19 protein-coding genes are annotated in these 17,502 nt (G+C 65.5%); 12 read left to right on the plus strand and 7 right to left on the minus strand.

The window, feature by feature from the left end; all coding sequences use genetic code 11:
* Nucleotides 1–80: 80 nt before the first annotated feature.
* The 7 genes from GAK28_RS13900 (at nucleotide 81) to GAK28_RS13930 (ending at nucleotide 6,966) form a co-directional block, all read left to right on the plus strand.
* Nucleotides 81–1,439, plus strand: coding sequence for an amino acid permease (locus GAK28_RS13900; RefSeq protein WP_291780148.1), 1,359 nt, complete (start codon nucleotides 81–83; stop codon nucleotides 1,437–1,439).
* On the plus strand, nucleotides 1,432–2,397 hold the full coding sequence (locus GAK28_RS13905) for a DapH/DapD/GlmU-related protein (RefSeq protein WP_291780151.1): 966 nt from the start codon (nucleotides 1,432–1,434) through the stop codon (nucleotides 2,395–2,397). The genes GAK28_RS13900 and GAK28_RS13905 overlap by 8 nt, the downstream gene beginning before the upstream one ends.
* Nucleotides 2,398–2,400: 3 nt before the next feature.
* The gene (locus GAK28_RS13910) at nucleotides 2,401–3,699 is read left to right on the plus strand and encodes an MFS transporter (protein ID WP_291780153.1); all 1,299 of its coding nucleotides are present in this window, start codon (nucleotides 2,401–2,403) and stop codon (nucleotides 3,697–3,699) included.
* Nucleotides 3,700–3,719: 20 nt separating this feature from the next.
* Complete coding sequence (locus tag GAK28_RS13915) at nucleotides 3,720–4,889, plus strand: acyl-CoA dehydrogenase family protein (RefSeq protein ID WP_291780155.1); 1,170 nt, start codon at nucleotides 3,720–3,722, stop codon at nucleotides 4,887–4,889.
* Between the two features lie 72 nt (nucleotides 4,890–4,961).
* Nucleotides 4,962–5,471: a sigma-70 family RNA polymerase sigma factor gene (locus tag GAK28_RS13920; RefSeq protein WP_291780157.1), complete on the plus strand. Its 510-nt coding sequence runs from the start codon at nucleotides 4,962–4,964 to the stop codon at nucleotides 5,469–5,471.
* 2 nt (nucleotides 5,472–5,473) lie between these two features.
* On the plus strand, nucleotides 5,474–6,133 hold the full coding sequence (locus GAK28_RS13925) for a hypothetical protein (RefSeq protein WP_291780159.1): 660 nt from the start codon (nucleotides 5,474–5,476) through the stop codon (nucleotides 6,131–6,133).
* A 92-nt stretch (nucleotides 6,134–6,225) separates the two neighbouring features.
* Nucleotides 6,226–6,966: a CDP-alcohol phosphatidyltransferase family protein gene (locus GAK28_RS13930; protein WP_291780161.1), complete on the plus strand. Its 741-nt coding sequence runs from the start codon at nucleotides 6,226–6,228 to the stop codon at nucleotides 6,964–6,966.
* Between the two features lie 4 nt (nucleotides 6,967–6,970).
* On the opposite strand, the gene GAK28_RS13935 is transcribed toward GAK28_RS13930, so the two are convergent.
* Entirely contained in the window at nucleotides 6,971–7,867 is an 897-nt protein-coding gene (locus tag GAK28_RS13935; protein WP_291780165.1) for a DMT family transporter, read from the minus strand.
* Nucleotides 7,868–7,972: 105 nt separating this feature from the next.
* Here GAK28_RS13935 and GAK28_RS13940 point away from each other — a divergent pair, with 105 nt between their 5' ends.
* The gene (locus GAK28_RS13940; RefSeq protein ID WP_291780168.1) at nucleotides 7,973–8,755 is read left to right on the plus strand and encodes a helix-turn-helix transcriptional regulator; all 783 of its coding nucleotides are present in this window, start codon (nucleotides 7,973–7,975) and stop codon (nucleotides 8,753–8,755) included.
* 78 nt (nucleotides 8,756–8,833) lie between these two features.
* A complete protein-coding gene (locus GAK28_RS13945; RefSeq protein ID WP_291780171.1) occupies nucleotides 8,834–9,928 on the plus strand; it encodes an alkene reductase in 1,095 nt (364 codons plus the stop codon).
* Nucleotides 9,929–10,006: 78 nt separating this feature from the next.
* On the opposite strand, the gene ptsJ is transcribed toward GAK28_RS13945, so the two are convergent.
* Nucleotides 10,007–11,305, minus strand: a complete 1,299-nt coding sequence (ptsJ, locus tag GAK28_RS13950; RefSeq protein ID WP_291780173.1) for a transcriptional regulator PtsJ — start codon at nucleotides 11,303–11,305, stop codon at nucleotides 10,007–10,009.
* 70 nt (nucleotides 11,306–11,375) lie between these two features.
* Here ptsJ and GAK28_RS13955 point away from each other — a divergent pair, with 70 nt between their 5' ends.
* Nucleotides 11,376–12,269, plus strand: coding sequence for a dihydrodipicolinate synthase family protein (locus GAK28_RS13955; protein ID WP_291780176.1), 894 nt, complete (start codon nucleotides 11,376–11,378; stop codon nucleotides 12,267–12,269).
* Nucleotides 12,270–12,271: 2 nt separating this feature from the next.
* On the plus strand, nucleotides 12,272–13,477 hold the full coding sequence (locus GAK28_RS13960) for an MFS transporter (RefSeq protein WP_291780179.1): 1,206 nt from the start codon (nucleotides 12,272–12,274) through the stop codon (nucleotides 13,475–13,477).
* On the opposite strand, the gene GAK28_RS13965 is transcribed toward GAK28_RS13960, so the two are convergent.
* The 3 genes from GAK28_RS13965 to GAK28_RS13975 form a co-directional block, all read right to left on the minus strand.
* The gene (locus GAK28_RS13965; protein WP_291780182.1) at nucleotides 13,471–13,878 is read right to left on the minus strand and encodes a hypothetical protein; all 408 of its coding nucleotides are present in this window, start codon (nucleotides 13,876–13,878) and stop codon (nucleotides 13,471–13,473) included. The two genes, GAK28_RS13960 and GAK28_RS13965, sit on opposite strands and share 7 nt — an antisense overlap.
* A gap of 122 nt (nucleotides 13,879–14,000) precedes the next feature.
* A complete protein-coding gene (locus tag GAK28_RS13970) occupies nucleotides 14,001–14,204 on the minus strand; it encodes a hypothetical protein (RefSeq protein ID WP_291780185.1) in 204 nt (67 codons plus the stop codon).
* A gap of 394 nt (nucleotides 14,205–14,598) precedes the next feature.
* A complete protein-coding gene (locus tag GAK28_RS13975) occupies nucleotides 14,599–15,597 on the minus strand; it encodes a hypothetical protein (protein ID WP_291780188.1) in 999 nt (332 codons plus the stop codon).
* 115 nt (nucleotides 15,598–15,712) lie between these two features.
* Between GAK28_RS13975 and GAK28_RS13980 the strand changes: the two genes are divergently transcribed.
* Complete coding sequence (locus GAK28_RS13980) at nucleotides 15,713–16,333, plus strand: TetR/AcrR family transcriptional regulator (protein ID WP_291780191.1); 621 nt, start codon at nucleotides 15,713–15,715, stop codon at nucleotides 16,331–16,333.
* On the opposite strand, the gene GAK28_RS13985 is transcribed toward GAK28_RS13980, so the two are convergent.
* Complete coding sequence (locus tag GAK28_RS13985; protein WP_291780195.1) at nucleotides 16,330–16,806, minus strand: RES family NAD+ phosphorylase; 477 nt, start codon at nucleotides 16,804–16,806, stop codon at nucleotides 16,330–16,332. The genes GAK28_RS13980 and GAK28_RS13985 overlap by 4 nt on opposite strands.
* Nucleotides 16,803–17,453, minus strand: coding sequence for an antitoxin Xre/MbcA/ParS toxin-binding domain-containing protein (locus GAK28_RS13990; protein ID WP_291780198.1), 651 nt, complete (start codon nucleotides 17,451–17,453; stop codon nucleotides 16,803–16,805). The genes GAK28_RS13985 and GAK28_RS13990 overlap by 4 nt, the downstream gene beginning before the upstream one ends.
* Nucleotides 17,454–17,502: the final 49 nt, after the last annotated feature.

The following is a 17,502-nucleotide window of genomic DNA, read 5'->3' on the forward strand; positions in this document are numbered from 1 at the left end:
TGCTACATGCCCTGAGGAATTCGATCCCAAGATAATTCCCTCCATTCGCGGGCAGTGCGAACCTATGGATCGAGGTGACGATGACAAGCGACATCGAAGGCCTGAACAGCCGGCAGGTCGAGTTCTTCGCGCTGGGGGGCGCGCTGGGTTCCGGCATCTTCATGGGCGTGGGCCAGGGCATCCACCAAGGCGGACCCTCGCTCGTGCTCGCCTACGCCATCGCTGGCGCGGTGATGTACTTCGTGGCCCGCTGCCTGGGCGAAATGGCGCTCAATGACGAAGGCAAAGGCAACTTCATCGCCTACACGCGACGCCACCTGGGGTCCCGGCTGGCGTTCGTGCATGGATGGGCCTACTGGATCTGCGGTGCGATGGTCTGCATGGCGGAACTCACCGCCATCGGCATGATCGTGCATGCCTCGATGTCCCTGGTTCCGCAGTGGACGGCGGCGCTGGGCGCGCTCGTCATGCTCTCGCTGCTGAACTGCCTGCGTGTACGCGTCTTCGGTGAGACCGAGTTCGTGATGGCGCTGGTGAAGATCATCGCCCTGTCGATCTTCCTCGTCATGGGTGTGCTGCTTTTGTTCAATCATGCTGCGGGGAACCTGGCCGATGCATCCCCGACCAATCTGTGGCGCCACGGCGGCTTTTTCCCCACTGGCTGGCGCGGCTTCCTGTCCGTGCTGCCCGTGGCGGCGTTCGCGTTCGGTGGCACGGAGATGATCTGTCTCGCTTCGGCGGAAACCATTCGCCCCGAATGGGCCATTCCTCGTGCGATTCGCGGCCTGCTCGGTCGCCTGCTGCTCTTCTACGTGGGCACCACGCTCATGATCGTGATGCTCCTGCCGTGGACAGAGGTGCCGATGGCGGACAGTCCCATCGTCGTCATCTTCGAGCGCGTGGGCTTTCCCGGTGCGCGGCAGGCCATGAGTGCGGTACTGGTGGTCGTGTTGCTGTCATCGTGCAATGCCTTCCTGTTCGGCATGGCGCGCGTGTTACGCGCGCTGGGCGGCGAAGGATATGCACCATCGACCGTGGCCCGACTCAACCGGCATGGCGTGCCGTCGCGTGCGGTCGCCCTTGGCATGGTGTTCGTCTCACTCGCCATCGCCCTGAATTACGCGATTCCCGGCCAGGTCTTCGGTTGGCTGATGAATGGCACGGCGATGGGCGTGGTGGCGATATGGAGCCTGTTCGTCATCGCCCATCTGCGTTTTCGCACCGGCCAAGTATCCGCGCGCGAGCTGGTGTACGCGGCACCCTGGTTTCCCCTGGGCAACCTGCTGGTGCTGGCGTTCTTCGTCTTGATGTGTGCCGTACTCGCCACGGACGCCGGGTTCCGTCCGGTGTTCGGATACGTCGCCGCTGTCTTCCTGGCGCTCTACGTGGCCTCATTCGTGCGCAGGCACGACGTCGTCGGAGCACGCTCGCATGCGTAAGTTCACCCGGATGGGCCTCGCATCGCTGGACGCCCTGGGAAACCCCATGGATACGTGGTTTCCCTTTGCAGGCCACGCATCGACGGAGCATCCATGCGCCAGCGTCGTCGTGACCGACGGCGATGCCGACGACGAGGGCGTCGCTACGCTTCGGTCCCTGGCGGTGTTCGATCCCATCCGATCGGTCCATCGCGTGGTGGTTCGCGTCACCATCGATATCGATGCGCCGCCGCGCGACCTCCATGATGTCTATCTCCGTCTCCACCTGCTGAGCTGGCGGTTGCTCGCGCCGCGTGAGCCGAACCTCGACGGTATGCTTGGCCTGCTTTATCACGATGTGGCGTGGACTTCGCTCGGTCCGTGCCCATCGTCGTCGCTCGATGCCGTGCGTCTGCGTGCGCTCCGGGCGGGACACCACCTCCTGGTGAGAAGCATCTTTTCACTGCCGGCGATGCTGGATTACGTCTCGCTCCCGGATGTCCGTATCGGTGATGCGACGCGCGTGCTCCTGGGCGCCCACCTGGCTCCGGGCACCACGGTCACGCCGGAGGGTTTCTGTGGCTTCAACGCCGGATCGCTCGGAGCCTGCATGATCGAAGGCCGTGTCAGCGCGGGCGTGGTACTGAGGGACGGAAGCCACATCGGTGGTGGCGCATCGCTCATGGGACGCGTCTCCGGCGGCAATAGCCAGGTGGTAACCATTGGTGCGCGTTGCCTTGTCGGTGCGAACGCAGGCGTCGGCATCTCTCTGGGGGACGACTGCGTGGTCGAAGCCGGTTGCTACGTCACGGCGAGCTTGCCCGTCACGTTGGGTGACGGTCACCTCGTCAAGGCCCGCGAGCTGGCTGATCGACCCGGCCTGACCTTCCGTCGCAACAGCGCGACGGGGTGTGTCGAGGCCATCGAGCGGACGCGCCCTTGGGGCGTACTGAATGCCCACATGCACCCCGGGCGCTGAGCCATGACGACGGTGGCCGATCACTCGCGATGGTCAAGGAAGGCGCTGGTCGCGATCAGTTTCGCCAACGGACTCGAATTCTTCGACTTCACCATCTACAGCTTCTTCGCCCCGATCATCGCGAAACTCTACTTTCCGGCGTCGGACAGCATGACATCGATGCTGCTCGCGATCGGGACGTTCGGCGTGGGTTTCTTCATGCGACCCGTCGGCGCCGTGGTGATGGGCGCTTACGCGGATCGCTACGGCCGGCGCGCGGGCATGAGCCTCACCATGTGGCTGATGATGGCCGGCTCTGCGCTCATCGCCTTCTCGCCGACCCATGCGAGCATCGGCGTCGCCGCGCCGCTGCTCATCATTGCATCGCGTCTCGTGCAGGGCTTCGCCCTGGGTGGGGAAATCGGCGCCTCCACGGCATGGCTGGTCGAGCAGGGCGCACCGGCGACGCGGGGCTATCGTGGCAGTTGGCAGTTCATGAGCCAGGCACTCAATACGCTTGTCGCCGCCGTGGTCGGTGTGGTGCTGACCACGAGCCTCGACAGTGCCTCGCTCGCCTCCTGGGGCTGGCGCCTGCCCTTCGTGTTCGGTTTGGCTATCGGTCCGCTCGGGATCTATCTGCGGCGACAGCTCTCGGAGGAGTGGTCGTCCCGTGACCCGTCGGCCATGGTCTTCGGGCGCACCTTGCGCCGCTACGGGCTGGTGGTGGTGCAAGGGACGGTGCTGATGATCGGTGCGTCGGCGGTGACGTACATCGTGCTGTTCTACCTCTCCAGCTACGCGGAGAAGTACCTGCACCTGCCGGCAGGCGACGCGTTGTGGCTTTCGGTGGCGGCCTCCGCATCGGCCGCTGTGTTCTCGCCCATCGCCGGCCATCTTTCCGACCGGCTTGGCCGGACCTACGTCATCGGCGTATCCCGCATCGTGCTCGTCGCGGCGATCTATCCGTCGTGGGTGCTGATGCGCGCGGCAGCGTACCTGCCCCTGTCACTGGCGATCGCCGCTTTCCTCGCCATGCTGGTCGCCTTCACCACGGCGCCCTGCATCGTCCTGCTCGCGGAACTGTTTCCCGTGCGGATACGTGCCTCGGGCATGTCCATCGTCTATTGCCTGGCGGTGTCCGTCTTCGGCGGCTTCGCGCAGTTCTTCGCCCTGGGCCTGATCCGCTGGACCGGCAGCATCCTGGCGCCGGCGTGGTACCTCGTCGCCTGCGGCCTGTTGTCGTTGCTGCCCTTGCCTTTCCTCGACGATCCCACCGGCCGTCCCCTCGTGGACGACCGTGTCCGGTCGACGCCTCGATCATGACGCCCCAAGGAGTTCGATCCGTGTTCGATCCCGACGAAACGAGCCTTGCCGTTCTGCGCCGTTCGCTGGCGGCGACCGCTGCGACCCACGATGTCCAGGGCGGCTTTCCCAAGGACAACATCGCGCGCCTGCACGAACGGGGTGTGCTGGGGCTCACCGTGCCGATACGACATGGCGGCAGTGGTCGAGGGCTGGCCGATGCCGCCCGTGTCGTCGGTGCGGTGGGCGGTGGCGAATCGGCCACCGGTCTGCTGCTGGCGATGCACTACGTGATGCTGGCGGTGCTGCAGTCCACCGACAGCGTGGCCTATGCCGAATTGGCCCGCCGTGCGGTCGTCGATGGTGCCGTCCTGAACGCCTTGCAGGCGGAACCGGATATGGGTTCCGCCGCACGCGGTGGCCTGCCCGCCACCATCGCGCGTGCCACGGACGATGGCGGCTGGCGCATCGACGGCATCAAGGCCTGGGCGACGGGCAGCGGCGTGGTCGATACCTGGCTCGTGCTGGCGCGCACGGACGAGGCGGAGCGATCGCGCGTGGGATTGTGGTTGGTGCCGTCGGACAGCGAGGGTATCGACATCGATCCGTCCTGGAACCACATCGGCCTGCGCGCATCGGCCAGCCATACCCTCCGTCTCGACGGCGTCCGCGTATCCGCCGATGCCTGCCTTGCCATGCATGAGCCGGGCAGTGCGGATGCGCGCCGGCAATCGTCCGTCATCCAGGTGTGGAACGGCGTGCTGCTCGCCGCGCTCTACGACGGCGTCGCCCGGGCCGGCAGGGACTGGCTGCTGCGTTTCCTCAACGACAGGGTGCCGTCGGGCCTGGGGGCGTCGTTGGCCACCGTGCCGCGCATCCAGTCCGTGGTTGGCGAAATCGAAAGCCTGCTGACGGTCAATCGCGTGATGATCGACGATGCCTCCCGGCATGCCGACAGCGATGGAGGCCTGTCGCCGCAGCACGCCCGCCTGGTGAAGATGGTTGTCACCGAAAACGCCGTGACTGCCCTCGACCTGGCCTTGTCGGTGTCGGGAAACCATGGGCTGGATCGAAGCAACCCACTGGAACGCCATTTCCGCGACGCGCTCTGCGGCCGGGTGCATGGCCCCCAGTCCGATACCGTGCTTTCCGCGCTGGGCCTGGCCGCCCTCGGTGATCCTGCCCTGCGCAAGGCGGACGACACTCCCTGACACAAAGCGGGCTGTGATTTTTTCGCGGCCCGTGCGAATCATGTTCCGAACCCAGGGGAACGATTCGCGCCGATGCCCGTCCAGACCGACCCTCAACGCTTCCAAAGCCTGCTGCGCGAGCACGAGCGGATCGTGCTCAAGGTGGCGTCGCTGTACGCCCGGCAGGCCGAGGATCGCCGCGATCTGGCCCAGGAGATCGGTCTCCAGGCATGGCGCTCGTTTTCCCGCTTCGACCCGTCCCGGGCGAAGTTCTCCACCTGGCTCTACCGCGTGGCGCTCAACGTGGCGATATCGACCCTGCGCAAATCGGGCGGCGGCGAGGCGCGTTGGGAGCCACTGGAGGCTCATCACCTCGACCGCATCGGCGGCGAGGTGGCCCCCGAGCCCGACGAGCGGCTGGTGGCCCTGTACGACTTCATCGGACGACTGGACGCGTTGAACCGCGCGCTGATCCTGCTTTACCTGGAAGACCGTCCCTACGCGGAAATTGCCCAGATCCTCGGTATCAGCGAAACGAATGTCGCGACCAAGATCGGTCGCATCAAGCAGACGCTGCGCGAGCAGATGACCACCGGAGCATGACCATGGAACTCGACGAGATGAAGCTGGCATGGCAATCGCTCGACCGCCGCCTTGAACGTCAGGAAGCCCTGAACTGGCAGATCCTCCGGGAGCGTCAGGGCGATCGTCTGCGGCGCGGCCTGCGCCCCCTGGTGTGGGGCCAACTGGCGCAGATGGTCCTGGGCGTGGCGGTAGCCGTGTGGGGCATCGGTTTCTGGCATGGCCACCTGGGCATCTGGCAGGCGATGGCCTGCGGCATCGCCATGCAGGTGTTCGGCACGCTCACGGTGATCTTCACGGCACGCGTGCTGGGCATGGTCCACGCCATCGACTACGCGGCACCGGTGCTGGACATCCAGCGGCGCATCGCCCGGCTCCGCGCATGGCGGGTGAAGGTCGAGGCCCCGTTGTTCGCCCTCCTGGGCAGCGTGATCTGGATTCCGGTGATGCTGATGCTGGGCCAGTACGCCATGGACCGGGCCGGCGTGACATGGGGGGGCGCGCAGGGAGTGCTCGCCTGGATCTTGCTGTCCGCTGGCGTATCGCTGGCGCTGGTCGGCCTCGCCTATGTGCTTCTGCGTCGGTTCGGTCGGCGACGCTGGATGGAGGACAGTTTCGCGGGCAGGTCGGTCACGCGTATGGAGGCGATGCTGGACGAGATCGCGCGTTTCGAGAAGGAATGAGCGTAAACGGGCACCCCGGAAACCCATTCGGCGATTTGCAATTATGCTATGCGCTCGGCCCCGGGGCCGCCCTGACGAAAGAACGCCATTCCATGCACCTGAAGCTTCGCGCACCGTACGAAAACCTGCTGACGCTCGCCAACGCCATCACGTTGACGTCGCTGGCCTGCGCGGTGGCCATCATCACCCACGCTCTCGCGGGCGGCCTGGCGTACCTGGGCACCTTGTTCATCGTGTGCCTGGTCTGCGACGGCGCCGACGGTTTCGTCGCCCGCAGGACGGGCACCGCCAGCGACCTGGGCACCCAGCTCGACAGCCTGACCGATGCGCTGGCCTTCGGTGTCACCCCGGTCGTGGTCGCGAACACCTTCCTGCGCTCCATCGGCGAACATGCCTTCCTGCCGGCGGAGATTGCCTTCTGCGCTTGCTCGGTGATCCGCCTGGCGATCTTCAACGTCCAGAAGGACAAGTCGATCTTCCTGGGCCTCAACACGCCATCTGCGGCCGCCTTGGTGATCGGCTTCGTCATCATCGCCGGCACCGGCAAGCCGGACTGGGACGCACGCACGATGTACTACGTGCTCAACGGCCTGCTGATCGTGGTCGCGGCGTCGATGATCAGCCCGTTCCGCTATCTAAGCAGCAAGTCGCTCAAGCTGCGGATGAATCTCTGGACGGTGATCGTCGGTGCGCTGATCGTCGTGCTTTCCGTATGGTTCTCGCCGTACTCCGTGTACGCGTTCCTGATCGTCTACGCGTTGTCCGGCCCGGTCGCGGCCACCGGTCTGCTGCTTCGCCGCCTGCGCCGCGCACCGGGTTCGCGGCGCAACTGATCCATCACGCCGCTTCGGCGGCGGTACGCGTGTTCGCGGTGATGCGGGCGGCGTACTCGGCGACGATCACGCCGAGAATGGTCAGCGTGCCGCCGGCGGCCGTCCATGCGGACATCGACTCGGACAGGGCGAACACTGCCAGCACGGCCGTCACGATCGGTACGAGATTGAAGAACCCCGCCACGCGCGCTGCACCAAGGCGCGAGATGCCGGCCATCCAGCACAAGGGTGCGAGCACCGACGCGCCGATGCCCGCGAAGGCGATGCAGCCCCAGGCGGCCGTGCCATGCACGCCCTCGCCGAACGCCAGCCACAACGGCACCAGGATCACGCTGGCGGTCGAGGCCTGCATGAACAGCGACTCGACCAGCGACACCTTCAGCTTCCACTTGTGCATGAGCAGGTTGTAGAGCGCGAACGCCGCAGCACCCAGCACCATCAACGCGTCGCCACGATTCAGGCCTTGCGTGGTCAGTCGTGCGACGTCGCCATGCGAGATCACCAGCACGACGCCCGTCGCCGAGATGATCGCGCCGACGACGACCGTGCCCGTGACGCGATGGCGCAGGAGGATGGCGGAGAGCATCAACGTGATCAACGGAATGAGTGACTGGATCACGCCCATGTTGGTCGCCGACGTGAAATGTGCGGCGTAATAGGCGGCGCACTGGTAGACCACGCTACCGAGCAGGCCCAGCGTGAAGAAGCGATGGAGGTTCGGCAGGACGACCGCGATGTTCCTGCGCAGCCGGGGTAGCGCCCACGGCGCCACGATCACGGCGGCCAGAAACCAGCGCAACAGGCTGATGTCGACCGCACCGACGGCGCCCGAGGCCAGCTTGGTCACAAGGGTGTTCACGCCCCACAGGAGCGCTGCGAGAAGAGGGAAGATGTAACTCATGGGTACGGCGGCGGGGATAGGGCCGGCAAAGTCTAGTGGTGACGTATTTGGCTTACATCCACAAAATGCGACAATGGCTCCCGGTTCTGCGACAGCGAGGCCGTCATGCGCCCGATGCCCACGTTCAGGCAGCTGCCTGGTCCGATCTATTTTCGCTTCGGCACGATGCCGCCGAGCATCTTCGAGCCTCACACCCACCCGTGGGGCCTGCTCAACTACGTGTCGCAGGGCCTGATGGAACTGGCCATCGGCGGCAAGCGCATGGTCTCGCCCCCTCAGTACGGCATATGGATTCCGCCGGGCGTCGAGCACGCATCCGTCAATCGCACGGCGCTTGAATACCGTTCCGCCTACGTAGCGCCCGACATCGCCGCGCGACTTCCTGCGCAGACGTGCGCGGTGTCGATCAGTGAGGTACTCAAGGTGCTGCTCGATGAATTCGCGCGCCTCGACGTGACGGTGCCGCACGAACCTGCACATCGCCGCATGGCGCGCGTGGTGATCGACCAGATACTGAACTGCGAGCCCGTCGCCAGTTTTCTACCGTCGAGCGACGAGCCTCATCTGGCGGGCGCGATGGCCTACGCGCGCAAGCATATCGCTCGTGGGGATTCGGTCCGCGACATCGCCGACGCCCGGCATATGAGCGTCCGCACGCTGGAGCGGCTCGCGCAGAGCGAGCTGGGTATCGGTTTTGGCGAATGGCGCCAGCGCCTGCGCTTCACGCTTGGCGTCGAGCTGCTTGGCAAGGGCCGGCGTATCGAGGCGATCGCGCGCGACCTGGGTTATGCCAACGCATCGTCGTTCATCGAGATGTTCAAGCGGCAGGCTGGCTGCACGCCGGATCAGTTCCGCAAGGGGATGATGGTTCCATCGCAGGGGGATTGAATGTCGGGCCGCCTGCCCGCAGGAAAGCATCCATGTGCGTGATCCACGTCGTCATATCACCTGCTTCCGGAACCCCTCATGTCTGAAGATCGTAGATCCAGCCCGCTATTCCAGCCGATCCGCCTCGGCGACCTCGAACTGAAAAATCGTCTTGCGATGGCCCCGCTCACGCGTAGCCGCGCGTTGAAGGGCGATGTGCCGCGTCCCTCCGCCGCCGACTACTACGGACAGCGTGCGTCCGCCGGACTGATCATCACCGAGGCGACCCAGGTTGACGATAGCGCCAAGGGCTACGCATGGACGCCGGGTATCTATACCGACGCGCAGGTTGAGTCCTGGAAACAGGTGACGAATGCCGTGCATGCGAAGGGTGGGTCCATCGTGGTGCAGATTTGGCATGTGGGCCGTATCTCGCACCCGTCGCTGCAGCCGAACGGCGTGGTGCCGGTAGCACCGTCGGCGGTGTTGCCGGAAGGCAATGCCTTCACCGAAAGCGGCTTCCAGCCGCATGTCGAGCCGCGCGCGCTCGAACTCGACGAGATCCGCCAGATCGTCGCCGACTTCGCCCATGCCGCGACGATGGCGCGCAAGGCGGGCTTCGATGGCGTGGAAGTGCATGCCGCCCATGGTTATCTCATCGACCAGTTCCTGCGCGATGGTTCCAACAAACGCGGCGACCAGTACGGTGGCAGCATCGAAAACCGCACGCGCTTCCTCTTCGAGGTGATGGGCGCGGTATCCGATGCGATTGGCGGAAGCCGTACCGGCGTGCGCCTTTCGCCCGTGTCACCGGTCAACGATTCGAAGGACAGCGATCCGGCTCCGCTCTACCTGCACGCCGTCGAAGGGCTCAATCGCTTCAAGCCGGCTTACCTGCACATCGTGGAAGGCGCGACCGGCGGTCCGCGCGATATCGTCCCCGGTTACGATTTCGGTGCGTTGAAGCGCGCGTTCCAGGGTGCGTTCATGGCCAATAACGGCTATGACTTCGCGATGGCGGACGAAGCGCTGCGCGCGGGTCGCGCGGACGTCATCGCCATGGGCCGTCCGTTCATCGGCAATCCGGATCTGGTTGAACGCCTCAAGACTGGCGCGCCGCTCGCCGAGAGCGATCCGAAGACCTTCTACGGCGGCGACGAGCACGGCTACACCGATTACCCGACGCTAGGCTGACAAAACCCGTAGGAGCGCGCTTGCGCGCGATGGGTGCTCGCGACAAGGTCCATCGCGCGCTAGCGCGCTCCTACAGGGTCAGGCGCCCAGCACGCGTGCGATATCGTCAGCGAGTCGCTCTACCAGATCGGTGTCGAGTACCGCGGTGGTGATGCGGATCGCCTGCGACGTGGCCTGCACGTCGAAGACTTCGCTGGATCGCACCAGCCATCCCCGCTTCGCCAGGTCGAACGCGACGTCCTTGCCGTCGCGATCCACGGGGATCCACAGGTTGAGTCCTTCGCAGGCCGGGCGGGCATCGATACCGCGGGCTTCCAAAGCATCGCGTAGCGCAGCGTGGCGCTTGCGGTAGTCGGCTCCGGCATCGCTCACCTGTTGCCGTATCCGTGGATTTTCCAGGCAGTGCAGCGCAATGGATTGCAGGATATGACTGACCCAGCCGATGCCGGGCGCCAGGCGCGCGCGAAGTCGTGAGGCCGTGTCCGCATCGCACGCCAGCATCGCAACGCGCAAGTCAGGCCCTAGCGCCTTGGACACCGAGCGGATCAATGCCCAGTGGCTGCCGCCCTTGGGAATCACGGAGTAGTAAGGCACCTCGCACAGTAGCGCGAAGTGGTCGTCGATCATCACGAAGACATCCGGATAACGGGCAAGCGTCTTCTGCAAGGCCTGTGCGCGACGACGCGTCAGGCTGGCGCCTGTCGGGTTCTGCGAGCGAGGCGTCAGCAGTACGGCCCGCACACCCGATGCCAACGCCCCTTCCAGGGCGTCGGGCAGCATGCCTTCACCGTCCATCGCGATGCCGACGGAACGCATGCCGGCCAGCCGCAGCGCGTTGATCGTGCCGAGATAGCACGGGTCTTCCACTGCGACGCGGTCGCCGGGCGCAAGACGCGCTGCGGACAGTCGCTCGATGGCATCCACGGCGCCGCTCGTCGCCTCGACCTCGCAGGCAGCCGGCACGTCGGGACCGAGCCACGTCTGCGCGTGGCGGCGTAGTTCCGGCAGCATCGTGGGATCGCCGTACACCATCGGCTTGCGGCGTTTTAGCGGTATCGCGTGGAGGTCGGGGAGCCAGCGTGAATTCGGATTGCCGTCCGCGAGGTCGTGCAGCGTGGTGTCCCCTGAGCGCCCTTCGGCTTCGCCCGCGCGCGGCGGCGTGGCGATGACGGTGCCGTGGCGGCCACGGGTTTCGGCGAGGCCCGCCTTCACCAGCCGCTGGTACGCCGCGGCGACGGTGTTCCGGTTCACGCCCAGGGTCGCCGCGAGGTCGCGGACCGGTGGCAGGCTGTCGCCGGGGTGCAACCGTCCGCCGGCGATAAGCCGTCGAATGTTATCCGCGATCTCCTGCGCCGTGCTACCCTCGAATTCCAGCATTGTCCTATGCCAATATAGATTCTGACGTAGACAATCATACCAGCGACCTTTTCCGGCCTCGGAGCGCGCCATGTTCGACGGACTCAGTGCCTTCCCTCTCAGCCCCCTGGACGCGGACGGCGTCGACGAGGCCGCCTACGCACGGCTGATGGCGCGGTTGGTAGCCGCGCGGGTGGATTCGATCGGTGCGTTGGGCTCGACCGGCAGCTACGCCTACCTGACTCGCGAGGAGCGTCGTCGTGTCGCGGCCCTGGCCGTCGGGCATGCGGATGGCATCCCGGTGATGGTGGGCATCGGGGCCACGCGCACGCGGGACGTGCTGGTCCATGCGGAGGACGCGCAGACGGTGGGTGCCTCGGCGGTGCTCCTTGCCCCGGTGTCGTACCAGAACCTCACGGACGAAGAAGTGTTCGGATTGTTCGAGACGGTGACGCGTCACCTCTCGGTTCCCTTGTGCGTCTACGACAACCCCGGCACCACGCGATTCGTCTTCAGCGACGAGTTGCACGCGCGCATCGCGCGGCTTCCCCATGTGAGGTCGATCAAGATTCCCGGTGTACCGTCCGATCCCGTCGCCGCGAATCAGCGCGTGGAGGATCTCCGACGCCGTATACCCGCGGAGGTTACGCTCGGCATCAGCGGCGATGCGTGCGCGGCGCGGGGCATGCTGGCCGGTTGTCGGGCCTGGTACTCGGTGATCGGTGGTTTGTTTCCTCGCATAGCGCTCGCCATCACGCGGGCGGCGCAATCTGGCGACGCCGCCGAAGCGATGCGCCTTAGCGACCGCCTTGCGCCGCTCTGGTCGCTCTTCGACAAGGCGGGCGGCAGCCTGCGCGTGGTTGCCGCGGCAGCGGAAACGTTGGGTCTGGTGCGTGCTCCCTGTCTGCCGGCACCTCTGCGTGCGATCCAGGGCGACCTGCGCGACGAGTTGGCGACCGTTCTCGATACGCTTGAACTGGACTGACGATGTCGCCGTCGGATGATCCGCGCTACGGGCTGGCGCGCTATGTCATCGCGGCGGCGCTGGCGCGCATGGCCGATGGCGGGGCGATCGTCGCCATCGTCCTGCTAGTGAACAGCCATGGCGGCGACGGCGCGACGGCAGGCTTCCTCGGTGCGTGCCTCACGGCACCGCATATGCTCGGCCCGTTCGTGGCCCGGCGCATCGATCTGGCGGATGACGGTCGCCGAGTGATCGCGTTCGCCTGTGTGCTTTACGCCATCGCGCTGTCGATCGGCGTCATCGCCTACGGCCGCGTGCCTGTCGGCGTGATCGCGGCAACCTTCATCGTCGCCGGGTGTTGCGGTCCCCTGCTGACGGGCGGTATCAGCACGCGACTGGCGACCATCGCGGGCCCGGACCTGCGACGACAACGAAGGGCGCAAGGTTGGGACGTGGCGACGTACGGCATTGGCGGCACGGTCGGTCCATCGATGGTCGCGGCCATCGCGACGTGGCGTTCGGCGACCGAAGCCGCGCTTTGGTTGGCCGGTTCGGTCTTCGTGTCGGCATGGCTGGTGATGCGCCTGCCGTACGGCGCACCGGAACACGGTGGCCATCCCGCCCGGGTACCGTCGGCATGGGCGACCATCCGTCTGATGTGCGGGGAAGGACGTCTGCGGCGCACGCTCTACATGACGGTGATCGTCGCCTTCGCCATGGCCGCGCTTCCCATCGTTGCCGTGCAGATGGCTCACGCGCTGCACATCCCACCCGCCAGTGCCGCGGTGCTGACCGCCGCCTACGGTATCGGCAACCTTGCGGGTTCGGCGGTGGTCATGACTCGTCCGCTCACGGGAAGCCCGGATGTACTGATGCCCCGGCTCGCCTTCGGCATCGTCGCCGCCCTGCTGGTCATCCTCGCCAGCGGTGCGTTCGCGCTCTCTACGATGGCGTATTTCATGGTGGGGTGCGTCAACGCCTTCTTCTTCGCCGCCACGCTCGCGGCGCGCACGGAGTACGCGCCGCCGGGCAGCCGTGGTCAGGTTTTCCTTTGGGTGGCGGCGCTGAAGATCACCGCCGGCTCCGCGGGTACGGCGGTGGCTGGCACCCTGATCGGCATCGATGCGCGCCTGCCGATCGTCGGCGGCATCGTCCTCATCGTGCTCGCGGCGTCATGGGCGCAGCTGGAGCGCTATCGAGATCGACGCCCGTTGACGGTAGCTCAGTGATCAGGCGTCGGCGGCTTCTTGTAGGGCACGAACTGCCCTAGCACCACGAAACCGTTGGGGATGCCGCTGTAGCGCTCCACGAGACGGATGTTGTCCAGTTCGCACAGCTGCGAGCCGACGGTGTGGGTGACCAGGATGTTGCGCGAATCCAGCAGGTCGGCGCCGGATTTGAGCTGGTTGACGTACCAGGTGCTGCCGATCCGATAGGCAATGGTGGTCTTGTCGATCACCTGGCTGTCGTAGGCCTGCGACAGGTCGATGCAGCGCTGCGGCTTGCCGGCCACGCGACCCTTGGTCAGTTCCGCCAGTTGCGTGGCCGGATCGTCCTTGGCCGCCAAGGCGGGCCCGGCGACGACGGCCCCCATCGCCAGTAGAAGCAGGGAACGGGTAAGCGTGTTCATGGCGACTCCGGGGCAGGACGGACGATTCGATTCTAGTCCGATGCAGGCGCATGTATTGGACGTAAATTCACGCGTTCGTCGATTCGTCAGAAACGTCCACCGACCCCGGAGCCGATACCTGCCTACTGATGCTTCACTCGGTACATGTTGTAGCCCTGATCCGTCATGCAATCTACGAAGTTGGATGCACGCGCGTACGAGTTCTCGTCCTGCTCGCTGAATTCGGGTTCGTGGTATTGACCACCGTGCTCCTTGCAGACCTGGGTGCCGTTGCCTTTGTCAGTGCAAGTTATCTCGCCTTTCTCGTAATACCCTTCCCTGGACATGTAACGGTTCATCCGGGGTGGAAAAAGGTCGTCGCTTTGGCGCCTGCAACGCGCCTGGTCCGCGTCGCGCGTAGCGTCGTCCGTGCCGGTACGCATCCATACCGCGTCATAGCAACCGGTGAGCGATAGGGAAGCCGCGACCATGGCCGCTCCGATAAGGAGCGACTTGCGAGATAGGTTCATCGATGCACTTTCCTTGATGGCGGGGACACGTCCGCGACACGTGGCCCGTAGCCCTGTCGCGATCCGTTGTTCGCAATATAAGTGGGGAAAAGCGTGCGGAAATCACGAACGAAAAAGAAACGGTTACCTTTCGTTTTGCTTTCATGGTCACGGCGACTCGCGAAAACGTTTCCGTTCCTTTCCCCAGGATCGTGTCGATGGATTGACGCGGTTAACCCTCGACGATGGTCGCGCCGGAGGTCCGTAGTTCATCGAGGAACCAGCGAGCATCGCCGAGCAGCTCGGGCAAGTACAACCCGGGCGCGATGGGCGCGCGACCGTTCCATCCCATGATGGCTTCGAGGTCGAGCACGACGGCCAGCGCCGTGAGCGACGACTGGCCGCGCAGGAATTCCAGCGTCGAGCGCGCACGCGTTGTCTTGCCACCAGAGGTGCCTTCGATCTCGGCAATGAACTCGGCCGCCACCTCGCCGCCGCGCCGACGGCTGGACGATTCGGCTGTTGCCAGGTCGAAGCGAACGTTCGGTGCACCGGTGGCGGCGAACAGGCTAGCGACATCGAGCGGGTCGAACGCGTTCGCTGCCAACACGCGTCCATCGATGGCTTCGACCTGGCCTTGCGTGGCGTCACCAGAAAGCCACGCGCGCTTGCCGTCCTGGAATGTCAGCGTCGCGGGCGCCGCCTCGTGCAGGCGCTGCATGTCCTCCATCGCCGCCGGACCCGCCGGATCCTGGTCGTCGAACACGACGCCGATGCGCACCGACTGCACTGTATCGAAGCGCTTGGCGGCTTCCAGTGCGAGGAACACCGCCGCACCGGCCATCCAGTGACTGGCGAGGACGATCGGCGCCGCCTTCGCGCGATGGGCGTACAGCATCGTCTCCGGTCCGATCTCCACCAGGCCGTTGCCGATGTTGAGGTAGGGCGCACCGTGGTCCTGCGCGTAGCGCATGCCGTGCAGGCCGTTGTCGGGTGCCAGCATCAGCATGGCGGCGAGGGGGATGTCGCGGTCAAGGCCTAGGCCGGGGCGACCCAGATCGATGGCAATGGCTTCGGCGTGGCCCACCTCGCGGGCAAGATTGCTTGCGGCCTCAAGATTCCGGCCGCCAATGAGGATGGGGCGATCCGGGTGGCGCGCGCGGAACCAGCGCACGGCGGCGCGTCCTACGAAGCCCGATCCGCCGACGAAAAGTACGGGTGCTGTCGTCATGCTGCTTACCTCCTGTGATTAACCTACCAAAGGTAAGTTACCATAAGTAGGTTGATGCGCAACCGGTGCCGGACAAGGGCGCGATACACTGGGCTACCTTTGGTAGGCATAGGCCATGGCGCGCGACGACGTGAACAACGACAGGACCGATACGGGTGCGGACGCCCCCTCACGGCGGCTATCCAAGGCCGAGCGGCGACAGCAGTTGCTCGACACCGCGCTGCGCATCGTTCGCGAGGAAGGCGCCGATCGGCTGACCCTGGGTCATCTGGCGATCCGCGCCGGCGTCTCGAAGCCGGTGACCTACGAGCATTTCGGCACCCGCTCCGGCCTGCTGATCGAGCTGTACCGTGCGATGGACGAGCAGCAGGTGAGCGTGTTGCGGCAGGTGCTCGCCACGGGTGAGCGCGACGCGGCGCAAACGGCTGGCGTGCTGGCGACCACCTATCTCCAGTGCGCGTCGGATACGAACGGCGAATGGCACGCGGTAGGTGCCGCGTTGGCCGGCAGTGCGGAAAAGGACGCCGTGCTGCGCGACCTGCTCGACGGTTACGTGCAGTTGTTCGCGAATGCCTTGGCACCGCATAGCCGCGTGTCGGCGACGGCACTGGCCTGTCGTTGCGAGGGCATCATCGGCGCGGGGGAAGCCTTGTCGGCGGCGATGGTGCGCGGTCGGTGTAGCGAGGCCGACGCCGTCGATGCGCTGGTGGCGCTGATCCGAGGCGCGCTGGTCTAGCGGATACGTTCGTCGAAGACGAACTTGCCGGTGTTGGTGAACGACAGGTCGGACGCGTCCGGATGCGCAGGGTTGATCAGCACGTTCTGTTCCATCGGAATGACCACCGACGGCACGCACAGCAGCGCACTCACGCCGGAACGCACCCATTCGTCACCGAATTCCAGCGACGACAGGCCGGCGGGCTCGGCATCCCAGCCGCCGGGGGCATTGTCCTTGTCGATCGCCAGGCGGTTATCCCATACGTGCTCGGGCACGTCGATGCGGATGAGGTAGCGATTGAGCGGCAGTGCGCCGGCATTGAGATGGACGATGGTCTCCAGCGCGGCAAGGGCGATCGACGGCGAGGTGTAGACGACGGCGACGCCACGATGGTTCCAGCGTCCTCCGGTCAGCTTGGCGCCGGTGCCGCTGGCATCGAGCGCCTTGTATTCGGCGGCCTCGGTCGCGATGCGCCAAAGCCGCACCGTCATGCATAGGCTCCGGACTGCATCTGGCGGATGAACTGCAGCACGGTTTCCTGACCGAAGGCGTTGTCGAGGTAATCCAGCGGACGACGGTTGCCGAGTGCCTTGACCGGCTGCCTGAGCCAGTGGCCCGTCCATTCGGCGACGTGAAAATCTTCACCCATCTGCTCGGGATCGCCGCTTTCACGAAGGATGCGATCGACCTCGCCGACGATCCGCGCGACACCGAGCGCGATGGCGCCGTCGCCGGTGGACAGCAGTTCGTCGTTTTTCAATTTGCGGCTGAACGTGCTGCGCGCGATGCCCATGTGATCGGTCAGCATCGATTGATCGATTTCCAGGTCGGTCGCCAGCTGCTTCACGAAATCGGCGCGGATGCCACGACGAACGATGTCGGAATTCTCGCTGGCCGAATGCGTGGCGATCGCAACGTAGGACAACTCCAGGCCCGGCCCGATGACGAGCTTCTGGAATTTCGCCATGCCGGGTTTGTTTTCAGCGATGCGATGGTCGCTCTTGCGCAGGAGACGGGTCTCGGCCACCTTCTGGGTGGTGTAGCGGCCGGAGGCGTCCTTGACGGTCATGGATCCCGCGTCGGCGGGGGCGGGGCCGTCCTTGGGCGGAAGCGTGGTGTGGCGGCTGGACGATGTCATGGACGGCCCTCGTGCTCATTTGAGGCTTTACTGTACCTCATTTGGTCCG

It is taken from the genome of Luteibacter sp. (genome assembly GCF_009912395.1).
Taxonomy (GTDB): Bacteria; Pseudomonadota; Gammaproteobacteria; order Xanthomonadales; family Rhodanobacteraceae; genus Luteibacter.